The sequence below is a fragment of the Streptomyces sp. MUM 203J genome (assembly GCF_022414595.1).
Taxonomy (GTDB): domain Bacteria; phylum Actinomycetota; class Actinomycetes; order Streptomycetales; family Streptomycetaceae; genus Streptomyces.
The window spans coordinates 1-14,395 of the sequence record NZ_JADWYO010000053.1; the positions used below are offsets into that span (position 1 = coordinate 1).

13 protein-coding genes are annotated in these 14,395 nt (G+C 73.2%); 9 read left to right on the plus strand and 4 right to left on the minus strand.

The features are described 5' to 3' along the window. Positions 1–123: 123 nt before the first annotated feature. Both I3F58_RS22585 and I3F58_RS22590 read right to left on the minus strand, forming a co-directional pair. The gene (locus I3F58_RS22585) at positions 124–951 is read right to left on the minus strand and encodes an inositol monophosphatase family protein (RefSeq protein WP_240110491.1); all 828 of its coding nucleotides are present in this window, start codon (positions 949–951) and stop codon (positions 124–126) included. Between the two features lie 192 nt (positions 952–1,143). Beyond that, entirely contained in the window at positions 1,144–2,271 is a 1,128-nt protein-coding gene (locus I3F58_RS22590) for a ferrochelatase (protein WP_240110520.1), read from the minus strand. Between the two features lie 183 nt (positions 2,272–2,454). Here I3F58_RS22590 and I3F58_RS22595 point away from each other — a divergent pair, with 183 nt between their 5' ends. Further along, positions 2,455–3,750 carry an MFS transporter gene (locus I3F58_RS22595; protein WP_240110492.1) on the plus strand — a complete coding sequence of 432 codons (1,296 nt, stop codon included), beginning with the start codon at positions 2,455–2,457 and terminating at the stop codon, positions 3,748–3,750. Next, positions 3,707–5,038 (plus strand): D-arabinono-1,4-lactone oxidase, encoded by a 1,332-nt coding sequence (locus tag I3F58_RS22600; RefSeq protein ID WP_240110521.1) that lies wholly within the window; start codon positions 3,707–3,709, stop codon positions 5,036–5,038. Before I3F58_RS22595 ends, I3F58_RS22600 begins: the two co-directional genes overlap by 44 nt. A gap of 24 nt (positions 5,039–5,062) precedes the next feature. Here the strand turns inward: I3F58_RS22600 and I3F58_RS22605 are convergent, their stop codons facing one another. Further along, positions 5,063–5,926, minus strand: a complete 864-nt coding sequence (locus I3F58_RS22605) for a hypothetical protein (RefSeq protein WP_240110493.1) — start codon at positions 5,924–5,926, stop codon at positions 5,063–5,065. Positions 5,927–6,378: 452 nt separating this feature from the next. On the opposite strand from I3F58_RS22605, the gene sepH reads away from it, so the two are divergent. Continuing rightward, positions 6,379–7,455: a septation protein SepH gene (sepH, locus tag I3F58_RS22610; protein ID WP_240110494.1), complete on the plus strand. Its 1,077-nt coding sequence runs from the start codon at positions 6,379–6,381 to the stop codon at positions 7,453–7,455. Between the two features lie 142 nt (positions 7,456–7,597). Here the strand turns inward: sepH and I3F58_RS22615 are convergent, their stop codons facing one another. Next, positions 7,598–8,461 carry a sulfurtransferase gene (locus I3F58_RS22615; RefSeq protein WP_240110495.1) on the minus strand — a complete coding sequence of 288 codons (864 nt, stop codon included), beginning with the start codon at positions 8,459–8,461 and terminating at the stop codon, positions 7,598–7,600. A 224-nt stretch (positions 8,462–8,685) separates the two neighbouring features. Between I3F58_RS22615 and I3F58_RS22620 the strand changes: the two genes are divergently transcribed. The 6 genes from I3F58_RS22620 (at position 8,686) to I3F58_RS22645 (ending at position 14,337) form a co-directional block, all read left to right on the plus strand. Next, entirely contained in the window at positions 8,686–9,477 is a 792-nt protein-coding gene (locus I3F58_RS22620; RefSeq protein WP_240110496.1) for a VOC family protein, read from the plus strand. 506 nt (positions 9,478–9,983) lie between these two features. Beyond that, positions 9,984–11,492, plus strand: coding sequence for a sensor histidine kinase (locus tag I3F58_RS22625; protein WP_240110497.1), 1,509 nt, complete (start codon positions 9,984–9,986; stop codon positions 11,490–11,492). A 29-nt stretch (positions 11,493–11,521) separates the two neighbouring features. Continuing rightward, on the plus strand, positions 11,522–11,902 hold the full coding sequence (locus I3F58_RS22630; RefSeq protein WP_240110498.1) for a roadblock/LC7 domain-containing protein: 381 nt from the start codon (positions 11,522–11,524) through the stop codon (positions 11,900–11,902). Positions 11,903–11,949: 47 nt separating this feature from the next. Beyond that, positions 11,950–12,258, plus strand: a complete 309-nt coding sequence (locus I3F58_RS22635; protein ID WP_240110522.1) for a DUF742 domain-containing protein — start codon at positions 11,950–11,952, stop codon at positions 12,256–12,258. Further along, the gene (locus tag I3F58_RS22640; RefSeq protein WP_240110499.1) at positions 12,239–12,859 is read left to right on the plus strand and encodes an ATP/GTP-binding protein; all 621 of its coding nucleotides are present in this window, start codon (positions 12,239–12,241) and stop codon (positions 12,857–12,859) included. Before I3F58_RS22635 ends, I3F58_RS22640 begins: the two co-directional genes overlap by 20 nt. Further along, positions 12,856–14,337, plus strand: coding sequence for a cytochrome P450 (locus tag I3F58_RS22645; RefSeq protein ID WP_240110500.1), 1,482 nt, complete (start codon positions 12,856–12,858; stop codon positions 14,335–14,337). The genes I3F58_RS22640 and I3F58_RS22645 overlap by 4 nt, the downstream gene beginning before the upstream one ends. Positions 14,338–14,395 lie beyond the last annotated feature (58 nt).

The window sequence follows — 14,395 nt, forward strand, 5'->3', positions numbered from 1 at the left end:
GCCCAACGGCCACGGTCCTCGCAACTCCCACAGATCGCGGGTGTTGCGAGGACCGTCAGAACCCAAGCTGGCACCGGGGCCCTCAGTCATGCGCGGCGAGAGACCGGGCCGCCCGGCGCCCGCTCAGTCGTGCCAGGCGCCGTACTCGTCCAGCAGGGCCTGGAGCGGGGCGAAGACGCCGGGACTCGCCGCCACCGTCAGCTCGTCGCCCTCGGACGTGCCCGGGCGGCCGCCCACCAGGGCCCCCGCCTCGCGCGCGATGAGTGCTCCGGCGGCCCGGTCCCAGGGGCGCAGCCCCCGCTCGTAGTAGCCGTCCAGCCGCCCGGCCGCCACATCGGCCAGGTCCACGGCCGCCGAACCTCCCCGGCGGATGTCCCGCAGGCGCGGGATCAGCCGGTGGGCGACCTCCGCCTGGTGGGCGCGCACCTCGGCCACGTAGTTGAAACCGGTCGACACCAGGGCCTGGTCCAGCGGCGGCGCGGGACGGCAGCGCAGCCGCCGCACCCCCAGGAACGCCCCGCGCCCCCGCACCGCACGGAACGTCTCGCCCCGCATGGGCGCCTCGACCACCCCGACGAGCGCCTCGCCGTCCCGTTCGGCGGCGATGGACACGGCCCAGGTGGGCAGTCCGTACAGGTAGTTCACGGTGCCGTCGAGCGGATCGACGACCCAGCGGATGCCGCTGGTGCCGACGCTGGTGCCGCCCTCCTCGCCGAGCAGCCCGTCCTCCGGGCGGCGCTCGGCCAGGAAGTCGGTGATCAGCTTCTCGGCGGCGAGGTCCATCTCGGTGACGACGTCGATGGGGCTCGACTTGGTCGCGGCGACGCCGAGGTCCGCGGGGCGGCCGTCGCGGAGCAGCGCGCCGGCCCTGCGGGCGGCTTCCAGGGCGATCGCCAGCAGTTCGTCCGAGAGCGGGTCGTCGCTGCGGTCGGCGTTCGGCTGTTCGGTCACGGAATCTCCTCGTCAGGTGGTCCGAGGTCGGGGCCCGGCCCGGACGCCCACAGCTCGGCTGTCCGGGGGTGCCCCTTCGGGGGAGGTGAGGACGGGCGGCGCGCCGCCGCACGGGGCCGGTGCCCTTCCACGGCGGTGGCCGCACGTCGACGCGGCCGGGGCGGGGCGGTGCAGAGGCGGACCGGCCGGGCCTCAGGCGTACGGGCTGTCCGCGCCCGCTGCCGCGGGGTGTTCCGCACGCGCCGGGCAGCAGCCGGTCGGGCACAGGTCGTGCGACGGCCCCAGAGCGCCCAGAGCGCACCGCTCCACTGCGGCGCCCCGCTCCGTCGCGGCCCGCTCCAGCAACAGGTCGCGGACGGCGGCGGCGAACCGGGGGTCGGCGCCGACGGTGGCCGAGCGGCGCACCGGCAGCCCCAGCCCGGCGGCCTTCGCGGTGGCCTCGGTGTCCAGGTCGTAAAGGACCTCCATGTGGTCGGAGACGAAGCCGATCGGGACCATCACGGCGGCCGGGACACCCTGCTGGTGGAGTTCCTCCAGGTGGTCGCAGATGTCCGGCTCCAGCCACGGGATGTGCGGGGCGCCGCTGCGGGACTGGTACACGAGCCGCCAGGGGTGGTCGACGCCGGTGCGCTCCCGTACGGCGTCGGCGATGAGGCGGGCCACGTCCAGGTGCTGCCGGACGTACGCCCCGCCGTCGCCGTGGTCCGCGACCGGGCCCGAGGTCTCGGCGGCGGACTCGGGGATCGAGTGCGTGGTGAAGGCCAGATGGGCGTCCGCGCGCACGGACGCGTCCAGCCCTTCCAGGGACTTCAGGACGCCGTCGGTCATGGGCTCCACGAAGCCGGGGTGGTTGAAGTAGTGCCGCAGCTTGTCGACGCGGGGCAGCGGCAGGCCCTCCGCTTCGAGCGCGGCGAGAGCGTCCGCGAGGTTCTCGCGGTACTGGCGGCAGCCGGAGTACGAGGCGTACGCGCTGGTCGCGAGGACGGCGATATGACGCCGTCCGTCGAGCACCATCTCCCGCAGGGTGTCCTTCAGGTACGGCGTCCAGTTCCGGTTGCCCCAGTACACCGGCAGGTCGAGCCCGGCGCCCGCGAAGTCCTCACGCAGCGCGGTGAGGAGGGCCCGGCACTGCCCGTTGATGGGGCTGACACCGCCGAACAGGAAGTAGTGCTGCCCGACCTCCTCGAGCCGCTCCCGGGGGATCCCACGGCCCCGGGTCACGTTCTCCAGGAACGGGACCACGTCGTCGGGGCCCTCCGGCCCGCCGAAGGAGAGCAGCAGCAGGGCGTCGTACGGGGCGGGGTCGCGCTCATCGGGCACACGCTGATCGGACATGGGAATGATCCTGCCACCCGCGGCCGACAGCCGGAAAACCGCGGTGCACACCCACCCGTTCGGCCGTAATCTGTGAAGGCTGGCCATACGCCTTACCGGTGTGACGCGTAGGCCTCGGCCCCCACGCTCAGCACCTCGCGCCTCGCGCGTCCCCGACCGGAGTCCCCCTTGCCCAGTCCCTATCGCGCGGTCTTCGCCGCCCCCGGCACTCTGAACTTCTCCGCTGCCGGTTTCGTCGGCCGGATGCCACTGGCGATGACCGGCATCGGCATCCTGACGATGATCTCCGAGCTGACCGGGCGGTACGGGCTCGCGGGCGCCCTGACGGCGACGCTGGCGCTGTCCGCCGCCGTGCTGGGCCCGCAGATCTCACGGATGGTCGACCGGCACGGCCAGCGCCGGGTGGTGCGCCCGGCCGCGCTCGTGTCGGTGGTGTCGGTGGGCGCGCTGCTGCTCGCGGCCCGGGAGGAACTGCCGGACTGGACACTCTTCGTGTGCGCCGCCGGGGCGGGGGCCGTGCCGAGTGTGGGCGCGCTGGTCCGGGCGCGGTGGGCGGAGATCTACCGGGGCCGGCCGCAGGAGCTGCACACGGCGTACTCGCTGGAGTCGGTCGTCGACGAGATCTGCTTCATCGTGGGCCCGCCGGTCTCCATCGGGCTGTCCACGGTCTGGTTCCCGGAGGCCGGTCCGCTGCTGTCCGGGCTGTTCCTGCTCGCCGGTGTGTGGTGGCTGACCGCCCAGCGGGACACGGAGCCGGCGCCGCATCCGGTGCGGAGGAACGCGGGCGGGCGCTCCAGCGCCCTGCGCTCCCCCGGACTCCAGGTGCTGGTCGCGGCGTTCACGGCCACCGGCGTGATCTTCGGAGCGGTGGACGTGGTGACGCTGGCGTTCGCGGAGGAGGCCGGGCACAAGGCGGCGTCGAGCCTGGCACTGGCGGTGTACGCGCTCGGCTCCTGCCTTGCGGGCGTGGTGTTCGGGCTGACGCCCCTCAAGGGCGACCCGGCGCGGCGCTGGCTCGTGGGGGTCTGCGCGATGGCCGTGAGCATGATCCCCCTCCAGCTGGCCGGGAACCTGCCGTTGCTGGCGGGGGCACTCTTCGTCGCGGGTCTTGCCATCGCGCCCACCATGGTGACCACCATGGCCCTCGTCGAGGCGCACGTACCGCGTGGCAAGCTCACCGAAGGCATGTCCTGGACGAGTACCGGGCTCGCGGTCGGTATCTCGCTGGGATCCTCGGTCGCCGGCTGGGTGGTCGACGCGCACGGAGCGGCGGCGGCGTACGCGGTGCCCGGCCTGGCCGGGGTACTGGCGGCGCTGATCGCGTTCCTGGGGTACAGCCGGCTGCGCAGGCCGGTTCCGATGCGGGAGGGGCAGCGTGAGCAGCAGGACCCGGAAGAGCACGATCAGTCAGGCCCTGGCTCTGGGCCGGACCGGGCTGGGCGGTCGGGGCAGCACGTGGCGTAACTGGGCGGGGAACGTGTCCGCGCGCCCCGCGCGCGTGGCGCGGCCCGCGTCCGTGGACGAGCTTGTGGACGCGGTCGTCGGCGCGGCCGAGGACGGGCTGCGGGTCAAGACGGTCGGCACGGGCCACTCGTTCACGTCCGTGGCAGCCACCGACGGGCTGTTGATCCAGCCCGATCTGCTCACCGGAATCCGCGCGATCGACCGTGCCGCGATGACCGTGACCGTGGAGTCGGGCACGCCGCTGAAGCGGCTGAACGCGGCGCTGGCCCGGGAGGGCCTGTCGCTCACGAACATGGGCGACATCATGGAGCAGACCGTCGCCGGGGCCACCGCCACCGGGACGCACGGCACGGGCCGGGACTCGGGGTCGATCGCCGCGCAGATCCGGGGACTTGAGCTGGTGACGGCTGACGGCCGTGTGCTGGCCTGCTCGGAGAAGGGAACCGAAGAAGAGCGCGCCGTCTTCGCGGCGGCCCGGATCGGGCTGGGGGCGCTCGGCGTGATCTCCGCGATCACCTTCGCGGTGGAGCCGATGTTCCTGCTCACCGCGCGCGAGGAGCCGATGACCTTCGACCGGGTGACGGCGGACTTCGACGCACTGCACGCGGAGAACGAGCACCTCGAGTTCTACTGGTTCCCGCACACCGGGAACTGCATGACGAAGCGCAACAACCGCAGCCACGGGCCGGTGGACCCGCCGGGCCGGTTCAGCGGCTGGTTCGAGGACGAGTTCCTGTCCAACGGAGTGTTCCAGGTGGCGAATTCGGTCGGCAGCGTTCTCCCGGCGGCGGTGCCCGCGATCGCCCGGGTGTCGAGCCGGGCGCTGTCGGCCCGTACGTACACCGACATCCCGTACAAGGTGTTCACCAGCCCGCGCCGGGTGCGGTTCATGGAGATGGAGTACGCCGTTCCGCGCGAGGCGGCGGTGGCGGCGCTGCGGGAGCTGAAGGCGATGCTGGAGCGTTCGCCGCTGCGGGTGAGCTTCCCGGTCGAGGTGCGCACGGCACCCGCGGACGACATCACGCTGTCGACGGCGTCGGGCCGGGACACCGCGTACATCGCGGTGCACATGTACCGGGGGACGCCGTACCGGGCGTACTTCACGGCGGCCGAGCGGATCATGACGGCACACGACGGGCGTCCGCACTGGGGCAAGGTGCACACCCGGGACGCCGCCTATCTGGCGGAGGCCTACCCGCGGTTCGGTGAGTTCACGGCGCTGCGCGACCGGCTGGACCCGGACCGGGTGTTCGGCAACGCGTATCTGCGGCGGGTACTGGGCGGGTGACCGGCGGGGTGGCCCGGCACCGGGTCACCCCGCCGGGGCGGTGGCGTCGTCCGCGGCTTCTCCGGACGGGGAGGAACCGGACGCGGGCGCGGTGGTGGACGGGGTAGGGGCAGGCGCGGACCGGGACGTGGACGGGGTAGGGGCGGGGGTGGGGGTGGGGTCCGTACCGCTGTCCTCGCCGCTGCCGCCGTCGGCGGAGCCGGAGCCCGTGGAACCGGAGTCCGGGGTACCGGAGCCGGAGGGGGTGGGTCGGGGAGAAGCGGGAGGCTGCGTGCCGTTCGGGGCGGTATCGCCGTCCGGGCCCTGGCGGTCCGGGCGTTGCCGCTCCTGCTCCGGGGCCCGGGGATCCTCTCGGTCCTCGGCGGCTCCACCCGGTCCGGAGCCGCCGCGGACGGCCGAGCCGACGGTCGTGGCCCCCTTGCCGCCGCTGAGGTCCCGGCCGGAGACCAGTTCGTACACGGTGATACCGGTCATGGCCACCGCGAAGACCACGACGGCGGCGAGGACGGGCCGCCGACGGCCGCCCACCCGGCTGCGGTACGTCGTGGCCGCGCCGTACGAGCCGGCCTCGGGCTCGGAGGTACGGGCGGGCACCGGGGCGGGCGAGGCGCGGGTGGTGGCGGCGTCGCGCATCTTCGCACCGGTGCTGCTGAAGACATGCTGGAGGACCGGGCTGCCGCAGGTCGCGACGACACTGATCACGCCCGCGCCCAGAACCGTGCCGTAGACGCCCAGCCGGGAGGCGAGCAGGGCGGCCAGCACGGCCGCGACGGTGCTGGCGGCGACCTGCGCGGCGCTCAGTTCGAGCCGGCGGCCCTGCTCCCCCTCCCCTTGAGCCCTTTGTGCCCCTTCCGTTGCGTTCTCCCGCTTGTCAACCCTCTGACACATCCTCAGCCTCGGTTCACGATCTTCCCGGCTTGTGCTGTAAAGGGACTTATGAGCCAGCTGGACGGTTCCGTTTCGGCCAGTTCTGTGAAGGAGGCCACTCGGCGCCAGGACGCCCCGGAGGCCAACCACAGCCGCCGGCAGCGACTTCGACGGCGTGCCGGTCTACCAGCATGGGCCGAATGGAGTACTGTGGCGAACCCTGGGCATCGGTCTCTTACGGGTGTCCGGGATCAACGGGAGGGGCCGAAAATGGCACTCGATCCGGCGGCGCCGCGGCATCGCACGGAGACCTGCTGCGCAGCGTAACCGACCAGTTACGCTGAGTGGCGAAACAGGTAACCGTGCCATAACGGCGTTCCAGGGCCCATGCCCGACACGCCGGGCAACTCGGCAAGGTTGTGGCAGGCTGCACCCGGGCAGGCCACACTCGACTAGCGGAAGCAGCGACGCACGTGACGTCGGCAGGCACCACCCGGGAGGTCCCCATGCCCGAACTGCGTGTCGTGGCCGTCTCCAACGACGGCACACGACTGGTGCTGAAGGCTGCGGACAACACGGAGTACACGCTTCCGATCGACGAGCGGCTGCGTGCCGCCGTACGCAACGACCGGCCCCGGCTGGGCCAGATCGAGATCGAGGTGGAGAGCCACCTCCGCCCCCGCGACATCCAGGCCCGTATACGCGCGGGCGCGACCGCGGAGGAGGTGGCCCAGCTCGCGGGTATCCCGGTCGAGCGGGTGCGCCGCTTCGAGGGGCCGGTGCTCGCGGAGCGCGCGTTCATGGCGGAGCGGGCCCGGAAGACCCCCGTACGCAGGCCCGGTGAGAACGCCGGGCCGCAGCTGGGTGAGGCCGTGCAGGAGCGGCTGCTGCTGCGCGGCGCCGAGAAGGACACCGTGGCCTGGGACTCCTGGCGCCGGGACGACGGCACCTGGGAGGTGCTGCTCGTCTACCGGGTGGCCGGGGAGGTCCACACGGCGAGCTGGACGTACGACCCGCCCCGGCGCCTGGTGCAGGCCGTGGACGGGGAGGCCCGGTCGCTGATCGGTGAGGCCGACGACACCGTGGCCGTGTCGGAGCCCAGTCCGCCCTTCGTGCCCCGCATCGCACGGCTGCCCCGGGAGCGGACGCTGGAACGGGCCGCCGACCGGCCCGCGCTCGGCAGTGTGGACGGCGAGGGGGAACAGGAGCCGGAGTCCGAGCGGGACTCGCTGACCAGCCTGCTGGAGGCGGTGCCCAGCTTCCGGGGCGACATGGTCGTGCCCGAGCGGGCGTCCGTGTCGGAGACGTCGGCGGAGGACGAGGAGCAGGAGGCCGCATCCGAGGAGCGCCCGGCGTCCGCGGCGTCCGCGGGAGCGGGTTCCGCGTACGCGGACGTACTGATGCCGAGGTCGGTGACCGGTCACCGGGACCGGCTGACCGGCACGACGGACCGTCAGGCGGAGGCGGACGGGGTGCGGCCGGGACGGCGGGCGGCGGTGCCGAGCTGGGACGAGATCGTGTTCGGCACGCGCCGCAAGAAGCAGGAGTGACCGGGGCCTTCCCCGCCGTGCCCGGTTGCCGCTGCGTGGCGGGCGCCCCTTCCCGGAGCCCTGGGCTCCGCCTCCGGCCGTCGCGGCTTCGCCGCTCGTGCTCGGGCGCCGGACGTACCGGTCTCCGGGCGGGGCGGGGGAGTCAGCCGCGCTCCGGGCCCGTGGCCACCGGGCGACCGGGGTTCCGGGACCACTCGGACCAGGAGCCCGCGTACAGTGCCGCACGAATTCCGGCCACCGCCAGGGCCAGGACCTCGTGGGCGCCGGACACGCCCGAGCCGCAGTACACACCGACCTCGGAGGCGTCGGTCGCGCCCAGTTCCTTGAAGCGGGCGGCCAGCGCCTCCGGTGTCAGGAAGCGGCCGTCCCGCCCGACGTTCTCGTTCGTGGGAGCCGAGGCCGCGCCCGGGATGTGCCCGGCCACCGGGTCGATCGGCTCCACCTCACCGCGGTACCGCTCCCCTGCCCGCGCGTCCAGCAGCAGCCCCGACCGCGCCAGCGCCGCCGCCCCGTCCGCGTCCAGCAGCGGCAGGGCACCCGGCCGGGGGCGGAAGCCGCCCGCCACCGGCGCCGGGATCTCCGTCGACAGCGGGCCGCGCCACGCCGCGAGGCCCCCGTCGAGGACCCGTACATCCGGATGGCCCGCCCAGCGGAGCAGCCACCAGGCACGGGCCGCCGCCCACCCCTGGCCGCCGTCGTAGGCGACCACCCGCGCGCCCGCCGAGACCCCCGCCGCGCGCATCGCCGCGCCGAACACCTCCAGGTCAGGCAGGGGATGGCGGCCGCCGGCACCGGGGGGCCCGGCCAGCGCCGAGTCCAGGTCCACGTACACGGCCCCCGGCAGGTGCCCCGCCTCGTAGGCGGGACGCCCCGGAGGGCCGCCCAGCTCCCAGCGGACGTCCAGGAGCACCGGGGCGTCGGTGCCGGTCGCGCCGAGTTCGGCGGCCAGGTCCTCCGGGGACACCAGTGGGTGCGGGCCGGGCATCGGGTCTGCGTCAGGCTTCATGCCGCCATCCTCGCGCAGACCACGGGCGCTTCGGGACCCGCCGGGAGGATGGGTCCCCGTTTTTCGGGCATCCTCCTGCCGGATCGCGCCAATCCACGGCGCGGCCGGGGCGTACCGCTCGACCGGCGGTGCGAGCATCTGACGAGGCGTGGAGCTGCCGCTCGTACGGCATCCGCCCGGGTTCCCCCGCACGGCCACGACGATGGTCCGAGGAGAGAGTGACGATGACCGAGGCGACTCGGCGCACACCAGGTACCCCCTGTTGGGTGAGCTTGATGGTGCACGGGCTTGACGCGACGCAGGAGTTCTACGGGGAACTGTTCGGCTGGGACTTCACGCCCGGCCCGCAGCAGCTCGGCCCGTACGTGCGCGGTCTGCTCGACGGGCGGGAGGTGGCGGGGATCGGGCAGCTCCCCGCCGACCGGGACCTGCCGGTCGCCTGGACCCCGTACCTGGCCTCCGACGACGCGGACGAGACCGCCGAATCGATCCACTGCAGCGGCGGCACGGTCGCGGTGGGGCCGCTGGACGCGGGCGAGGCGGGCCGGATGGTGATCTGCGCGGACCCGTCGGGGGCGGTGTTCGGGGTGTGGCAGGCCTCCGCGCACCTGGGCGCGGCGGTGGCGGGCACGCCCGGTGCGCCGGTGTGGAACGAACTGCTCACCCAGCAGACCGAGTCGGTCGCCAAGTTCTACCGGACGGTGTTCGGCTACGGCCTGGACCTGCTGGACGCGCCGCGAGCGGGCGTCGGCGGGGGCACGGACTTCGTGACGCTCCTGGCGGACGGCCGCCCGGTCGCCTCGCTGCACGGGGTCGGCAACGCACTGCCGCGGGACCGGGGCGCCCACTGGATGACCTGGTTCGAGGTGGCCGACCCGGACGCCACGGCCGTACGGGTCGAGAAGCTGGGCGGCCGGGTGCTGGGCCCGCCCCGGGACGACGCGGCCGGCCGCCGGGCGACGGTCGCGGACCGGGAGGGCGCGGTCTTCACGATCGTCCGGTCCGCCACTCCCTGAGGCCGGGGGACTCCCGCCCCCCACCGGACCCCCGCATCGCACCTCGGCGGAATCCCCTGCTCGCGGACCCCGGGAAGCCGGTCCTCGCACTCCCCCGGACAGTCCGAACGGCACCTGCCACGCGCACGTGCCCTGGCAGTCGGTGGCCGCGGCGCCGCCGGTTGGCAGATGCGGTCGATCGACGACATCCACAACAGGCGCCGCGACCAGGATCGATCACATCCCGACCTGACTCGCTCAAGGGGGACGTTCTCGTTCCGGCACGGTCACGTGGCGAACGCGAACTGTCTATGCTCCCTTGCGTGTTGCGCCGCTCTCAGCGAGTAACCACACGCTGTGGAGCAGGCCGGACGGAACCCGGCTGTGGGGAGGCGTGACCACCGATGTGCTCCCGCACCCTCCGGGGGCATCGGAGGCACCCGTCGGACGTCCCGAACCGGCCCGTCCCGTCGGCGCACCGCGTCACTCCCTAGTCCACTGATCGCAGACTGTTTGGGGACCCCTCGATGGATCGTGCAGGTTCACCCCCTGGCGCCCCGCCACGCACGGCGGCGTCAGCATGGCTCATCCCCCCCGGTGTCCTGGCCGGGGCCTGCGGCATAGCGCTGCTCGCCGTCCCCGCGGAGATACGGCTGCCGGTCGCCTGGTCCGGCCTCGCCGCGGTCGTGCTGACGGCCCTCACCTCGGCACTGACCGCCCGCCGGGCGCGCGCCTCGGAGGCGGCGCGGCACGCCAGGGCGACCTCCGGTGTCCAGCAGTTCTACGCCCAGCGTGAAGCCGCCCTGTTCCGGCGGCTGGCGGACCAGCGGACCACCGTCGTGTGGCTCGCGGAGGAGCTCCTCCCCGCGGCGGTCGCCCGGCTCCGGCGCGGCGAACCCACCACGGAGATCGTCCGCACCATCCAGTTCGGCGACCATATCGACGCCGAGTTCGCGGAGGCGCTCCGCGGGGCCCTGCGGACGCTTCTGGACGCCGTGGAGCTGGAGGAGCGCACCAGGGACTCCTCCCAGCGTGCCCTCGTGGCCATCGCCCGCCGCGTCCAGGCGATCGTGCACCAGCTCGGCAAGGAACTGCACGAGATGCAGATGCTGCACGGCACGGACCTCGTGGTCTCCCGCGGCCTGCAGACCATCGACCACCGCAACGCGCTGGTCGGCCGTCTCGCCGCCAGCATCGCGGTCCTGGGCGACTCCCGGCCGGGACGCCAGTGGTCGAAGCCCATCACCCTCTACGACATCATCCGCGGCGGCATGTCCCGCATCGTGGCCTACCCCCGCGTGAAGCTCCAGTCGATCGCGGAGGTGGCCATCATCGGCCGCGGGGCCGAGCCGCTGATGCACCTGCTCGCGGAGCTGCTCGACAACGCCACGACCTTCTCGCCGCCGAACTCCCCCGTCCAGGTCAACGCGAGCGAGGTGCCCACCGGCGTCGCGATCGAGATCGAGGACCGCGGGGTCGGGCTCACCGAGGAGGTCCGCCACCGTGTGGAGCGCACCATGGAGCGCTCGGCAGCCGGCCACATCGACTTCTCCGACCTGGGGGAGACGACCCAGCTCGGCATGCCGGTGGTCGCCCGGCTGGCCAAGGAGCACAACTTCGTCGTCGACCTGCGTACCTCCGCGTACGGAGGCGTCCGGGCCGTCGTGCTCGTACCGCGCGGTCTGATCACCACCATCGCCCCGCCCGCGCTGAAGTTCCAGCCGCGCGCCCCCAAGCACCGGCGCGCGCCGGACGTCCCGAACACACCGCCGGTCCCGAGCGTGCCGAGGCCGGCACCGACGCGTGACGGTGCCGCGGACTCCGCCGAGCTCCCCACGACCACCAACGGACTGCCGCAGCGGCGGCGCCACTCGCCCGTCCCCACACCGGTCGTCCGCACGAGCCCCGAACCGCCCCCCGCCCCCTCCCGCCGCAGGACCCGGCCTCCAGGCCTGATGTGGGAGGCCTTCAAGGGCATCAGACCGAGCAGCGACCCCGACAGCCCGACCAGCGAGCCATCAGATAAGGGTGAGTAACCGTGCCGCCACTGCCCAACATTGACTGGATGCTCACCGACCTCACGACCAGCGTCCCGTATGTGCGACACGTGGTCGTGCTGTCGGCGGACGGCCTGTGCATCGGCCAGGCCAACACGGATCCCGACACGGCCGACGCGGTCGCCGCCGCCTGCTCGGGCATGCAGAGCCTGTCGAAGGCCCTCGCACAGCAGTTCCCGGACGGGGACGGCTCGGTACACCTGATCGGGATCGAGGTCGACTCCGGGTACTTCTCCATGATGGCTGCCGGACCGGGGGCGTACCTCGCGGTGCTGGCCGACGAGCGGGTGGACGTGGGTCTGCTGGGCGCTCGCATGCGGACACTCGTACAGCGGATCGGCCAGCACATCACCAGTCCGCCGCGCGACGACATCGGGCAGGCGATGTGACCTTAGACAGTCAGGGCCGCCCGTGGGAGGAGGCGGCTCCCGTGCCGATGTACGTCATCACCGGCGACCCCGATCCCGCAGCCAAGAACTTCGACCTGGTCACCCTCATCACCTCGCGCTCCACACCCGAACCGGGGCTGCAGCCCGAGCAGGCGACCATCCTCGTCATGTGCAACTACCCACTGTCCGTGGCCGAGGTCTCCGCGCATCTCAGCCTGCCGTTCAGCGTCGTCACGGCGCTGCTCGCCAAGCTGGTCGAGGACCAGCGCGTGGAGGCCACCGCTCCCGTCCCTGTCACGGCGGTACCCGAACTCGGCCTTCTGGAGGCGGTGATCCATGGACTACGCAAGCTCTGATGCCCCCTCCGTCGGCCCCAGCCCGGACATGCTTCTGCCGCACGGCGCCCGAGGGGTCAAGGTGGTGGTCGTCGGCGGCTTCGGCGTCGGCAAGACGACCATGGTCGGCGCGGTGAGTGAGATTCCGCCGCTGACCACCGAGGAGACCATGACCCAGGCGGGTGTCGGGATCGACCACAACCCCGGGGTAGCCGCCAAGAGCACCACGACCGTGGCGATGGACTTCGGCCGCATCAGCATCAACGAGCAGCTGATCCTCTATCTCTTCGGAACACCGGGCCAGGAGCGCTTCTGGTTCCTGTGGAACGGCATCCTCGAAGGCGCCCTGGGCGCCGTGGTCCTCGTCGACACCCGGCAGATCGAGGTCTGCTTCGAGATCATCACCCGTCTGGAGGACCGCCGCGTCCCCTTCGTCGTGGCCGTCAACACGTTCCCGGAGGCCCCTCAGCACCCGATTCCCGCCCTGCGTACCGCGCTGGCCCTCAACGAGTCGGTGCCCATCATCACCTGTGACGCGCGCGACCGGCCTTCCAGCCGTGACGCCCTGCTCTCGCTGATGGGCTACCTGCGCACCCTCGCCGCCGCTCAGGAGTCCGCATGACCCTCCCTCCCACCGACCACACCACCACCCCACCGGAACCCGTGCCCCCGCCGGGCTGCCCCGCCCACGTGCCGGGCGGGCCCGCCGCCACCGGGCCCGGAGGGCTGGCCCGGCTCTACGGCCCGGCCGCCGAGACCGACCCCATGGGCCTGTACGAGAAGCTGCGGGCCGAGCACGGACCGGTGGCGCCCGTCCTGCTCGACGGGGATGTCCGCGCCTGGCTCGTTCTCGGCTATCTGGAGAACCGCGATGTGGCCACCCGGGCCACCCAGTTCACCCGTGACCCGCGCATCTGGCACGGCTGGACCAGCGGTGAGATCGACGCCGAGACCTCCCCGCTGGTACCGCTGATCGGCTGGCGCCCCGACTGCGTGTCCGCGGACGGCGAGGAGCACCAGCGCCTGCGCCGGGCGGTCACGGCAAGTCTCAACCAGTTCGACCACCGCGGGGTCCGTCGCCATGTCATCCGCTTCGCCCACCAGTTGATCGACGAGTTCTGCGAGGACGGCCAGGCGGAGCTGATCAACCGGTTCACCGAGCACCTGCCCATGCTGGCGCTCACCCATCTGCTCGGCATGCCGGACGCGTACGGTCCCCGGCTCGTGCAGACGTGCCGGGACCTGATCAAGGGCTCGGCGGACGCGGTCGCCCTCAACACCGGTCTGCTGGAGACCCTGGAGCGGCTGGTCAAGGCCAAGCGGGTGATGCCGGGGCACGACATCGCCTCCGTCCTGATGGACCACCCGGCGGGTCTCGGCGACGACGAGGTGCTGCACCACCTGCGGCTCATCCTGCTCGCGGGCTACGAGACGACCGCCAACCTGATGGCCAACGTGCTGCGCATGGTGGTGATCGACCCGCGGTTCCGCGGGTCTCTGGCCGGAGGGCAGATGACCCTGCCGGAGGCGGTGGAGCAGGTCCTCTGGGACGAGCCGCCGCTGATGGTGTGCCCGGGCCGCTGGGCGACCGGCGACACCACGCTCGGCGGGCACGAGGTCAAGGCGGGCGACATGCTCCTGCTCGGCCTGGCCGCCGGGAACGCCGACGAGGCCATCCGCCCCGGCGCCGCGCCGCACGTCCACCACAACCGGGCGCACCTGGCGTTCAGCACCGGCGCGCACGAGTGCCCCGGGCAGGACATCGCGCGGGTGATCGCGGACACCGGCATCGACATCCTGCTCACCCGGCTGCCCGACCTCGGCCTGGCCATCCCCGAGGACGAGCTGACCTACCGCTCCTCCACCTGGGCCCGGCATCTGACGGCGCTGCCGGTACGGTTCGCTCCGCGCGGCCCGGCGGCCCACGAGGTGCCGACGCCGCTGCCCGCCCCGCCGCCGCCGAGCAGTGGCAAGCCCGCCTCGGGGCAATGGCCTTTCTCCGAGGCGCAGTTGCCGCCCGAGGTGCCGGGGGCGACCCGGCCACCCGAGCCGCGCGGGTCGTGGTGGGCTCGGCTGAAGCGGTTCCTGCGGGGGCGGTAGCGCCGGTCCGGCTGAGGCAGCCCGGGGGCGCCTCAGCCGTCACGCACGGCTGTCCGCC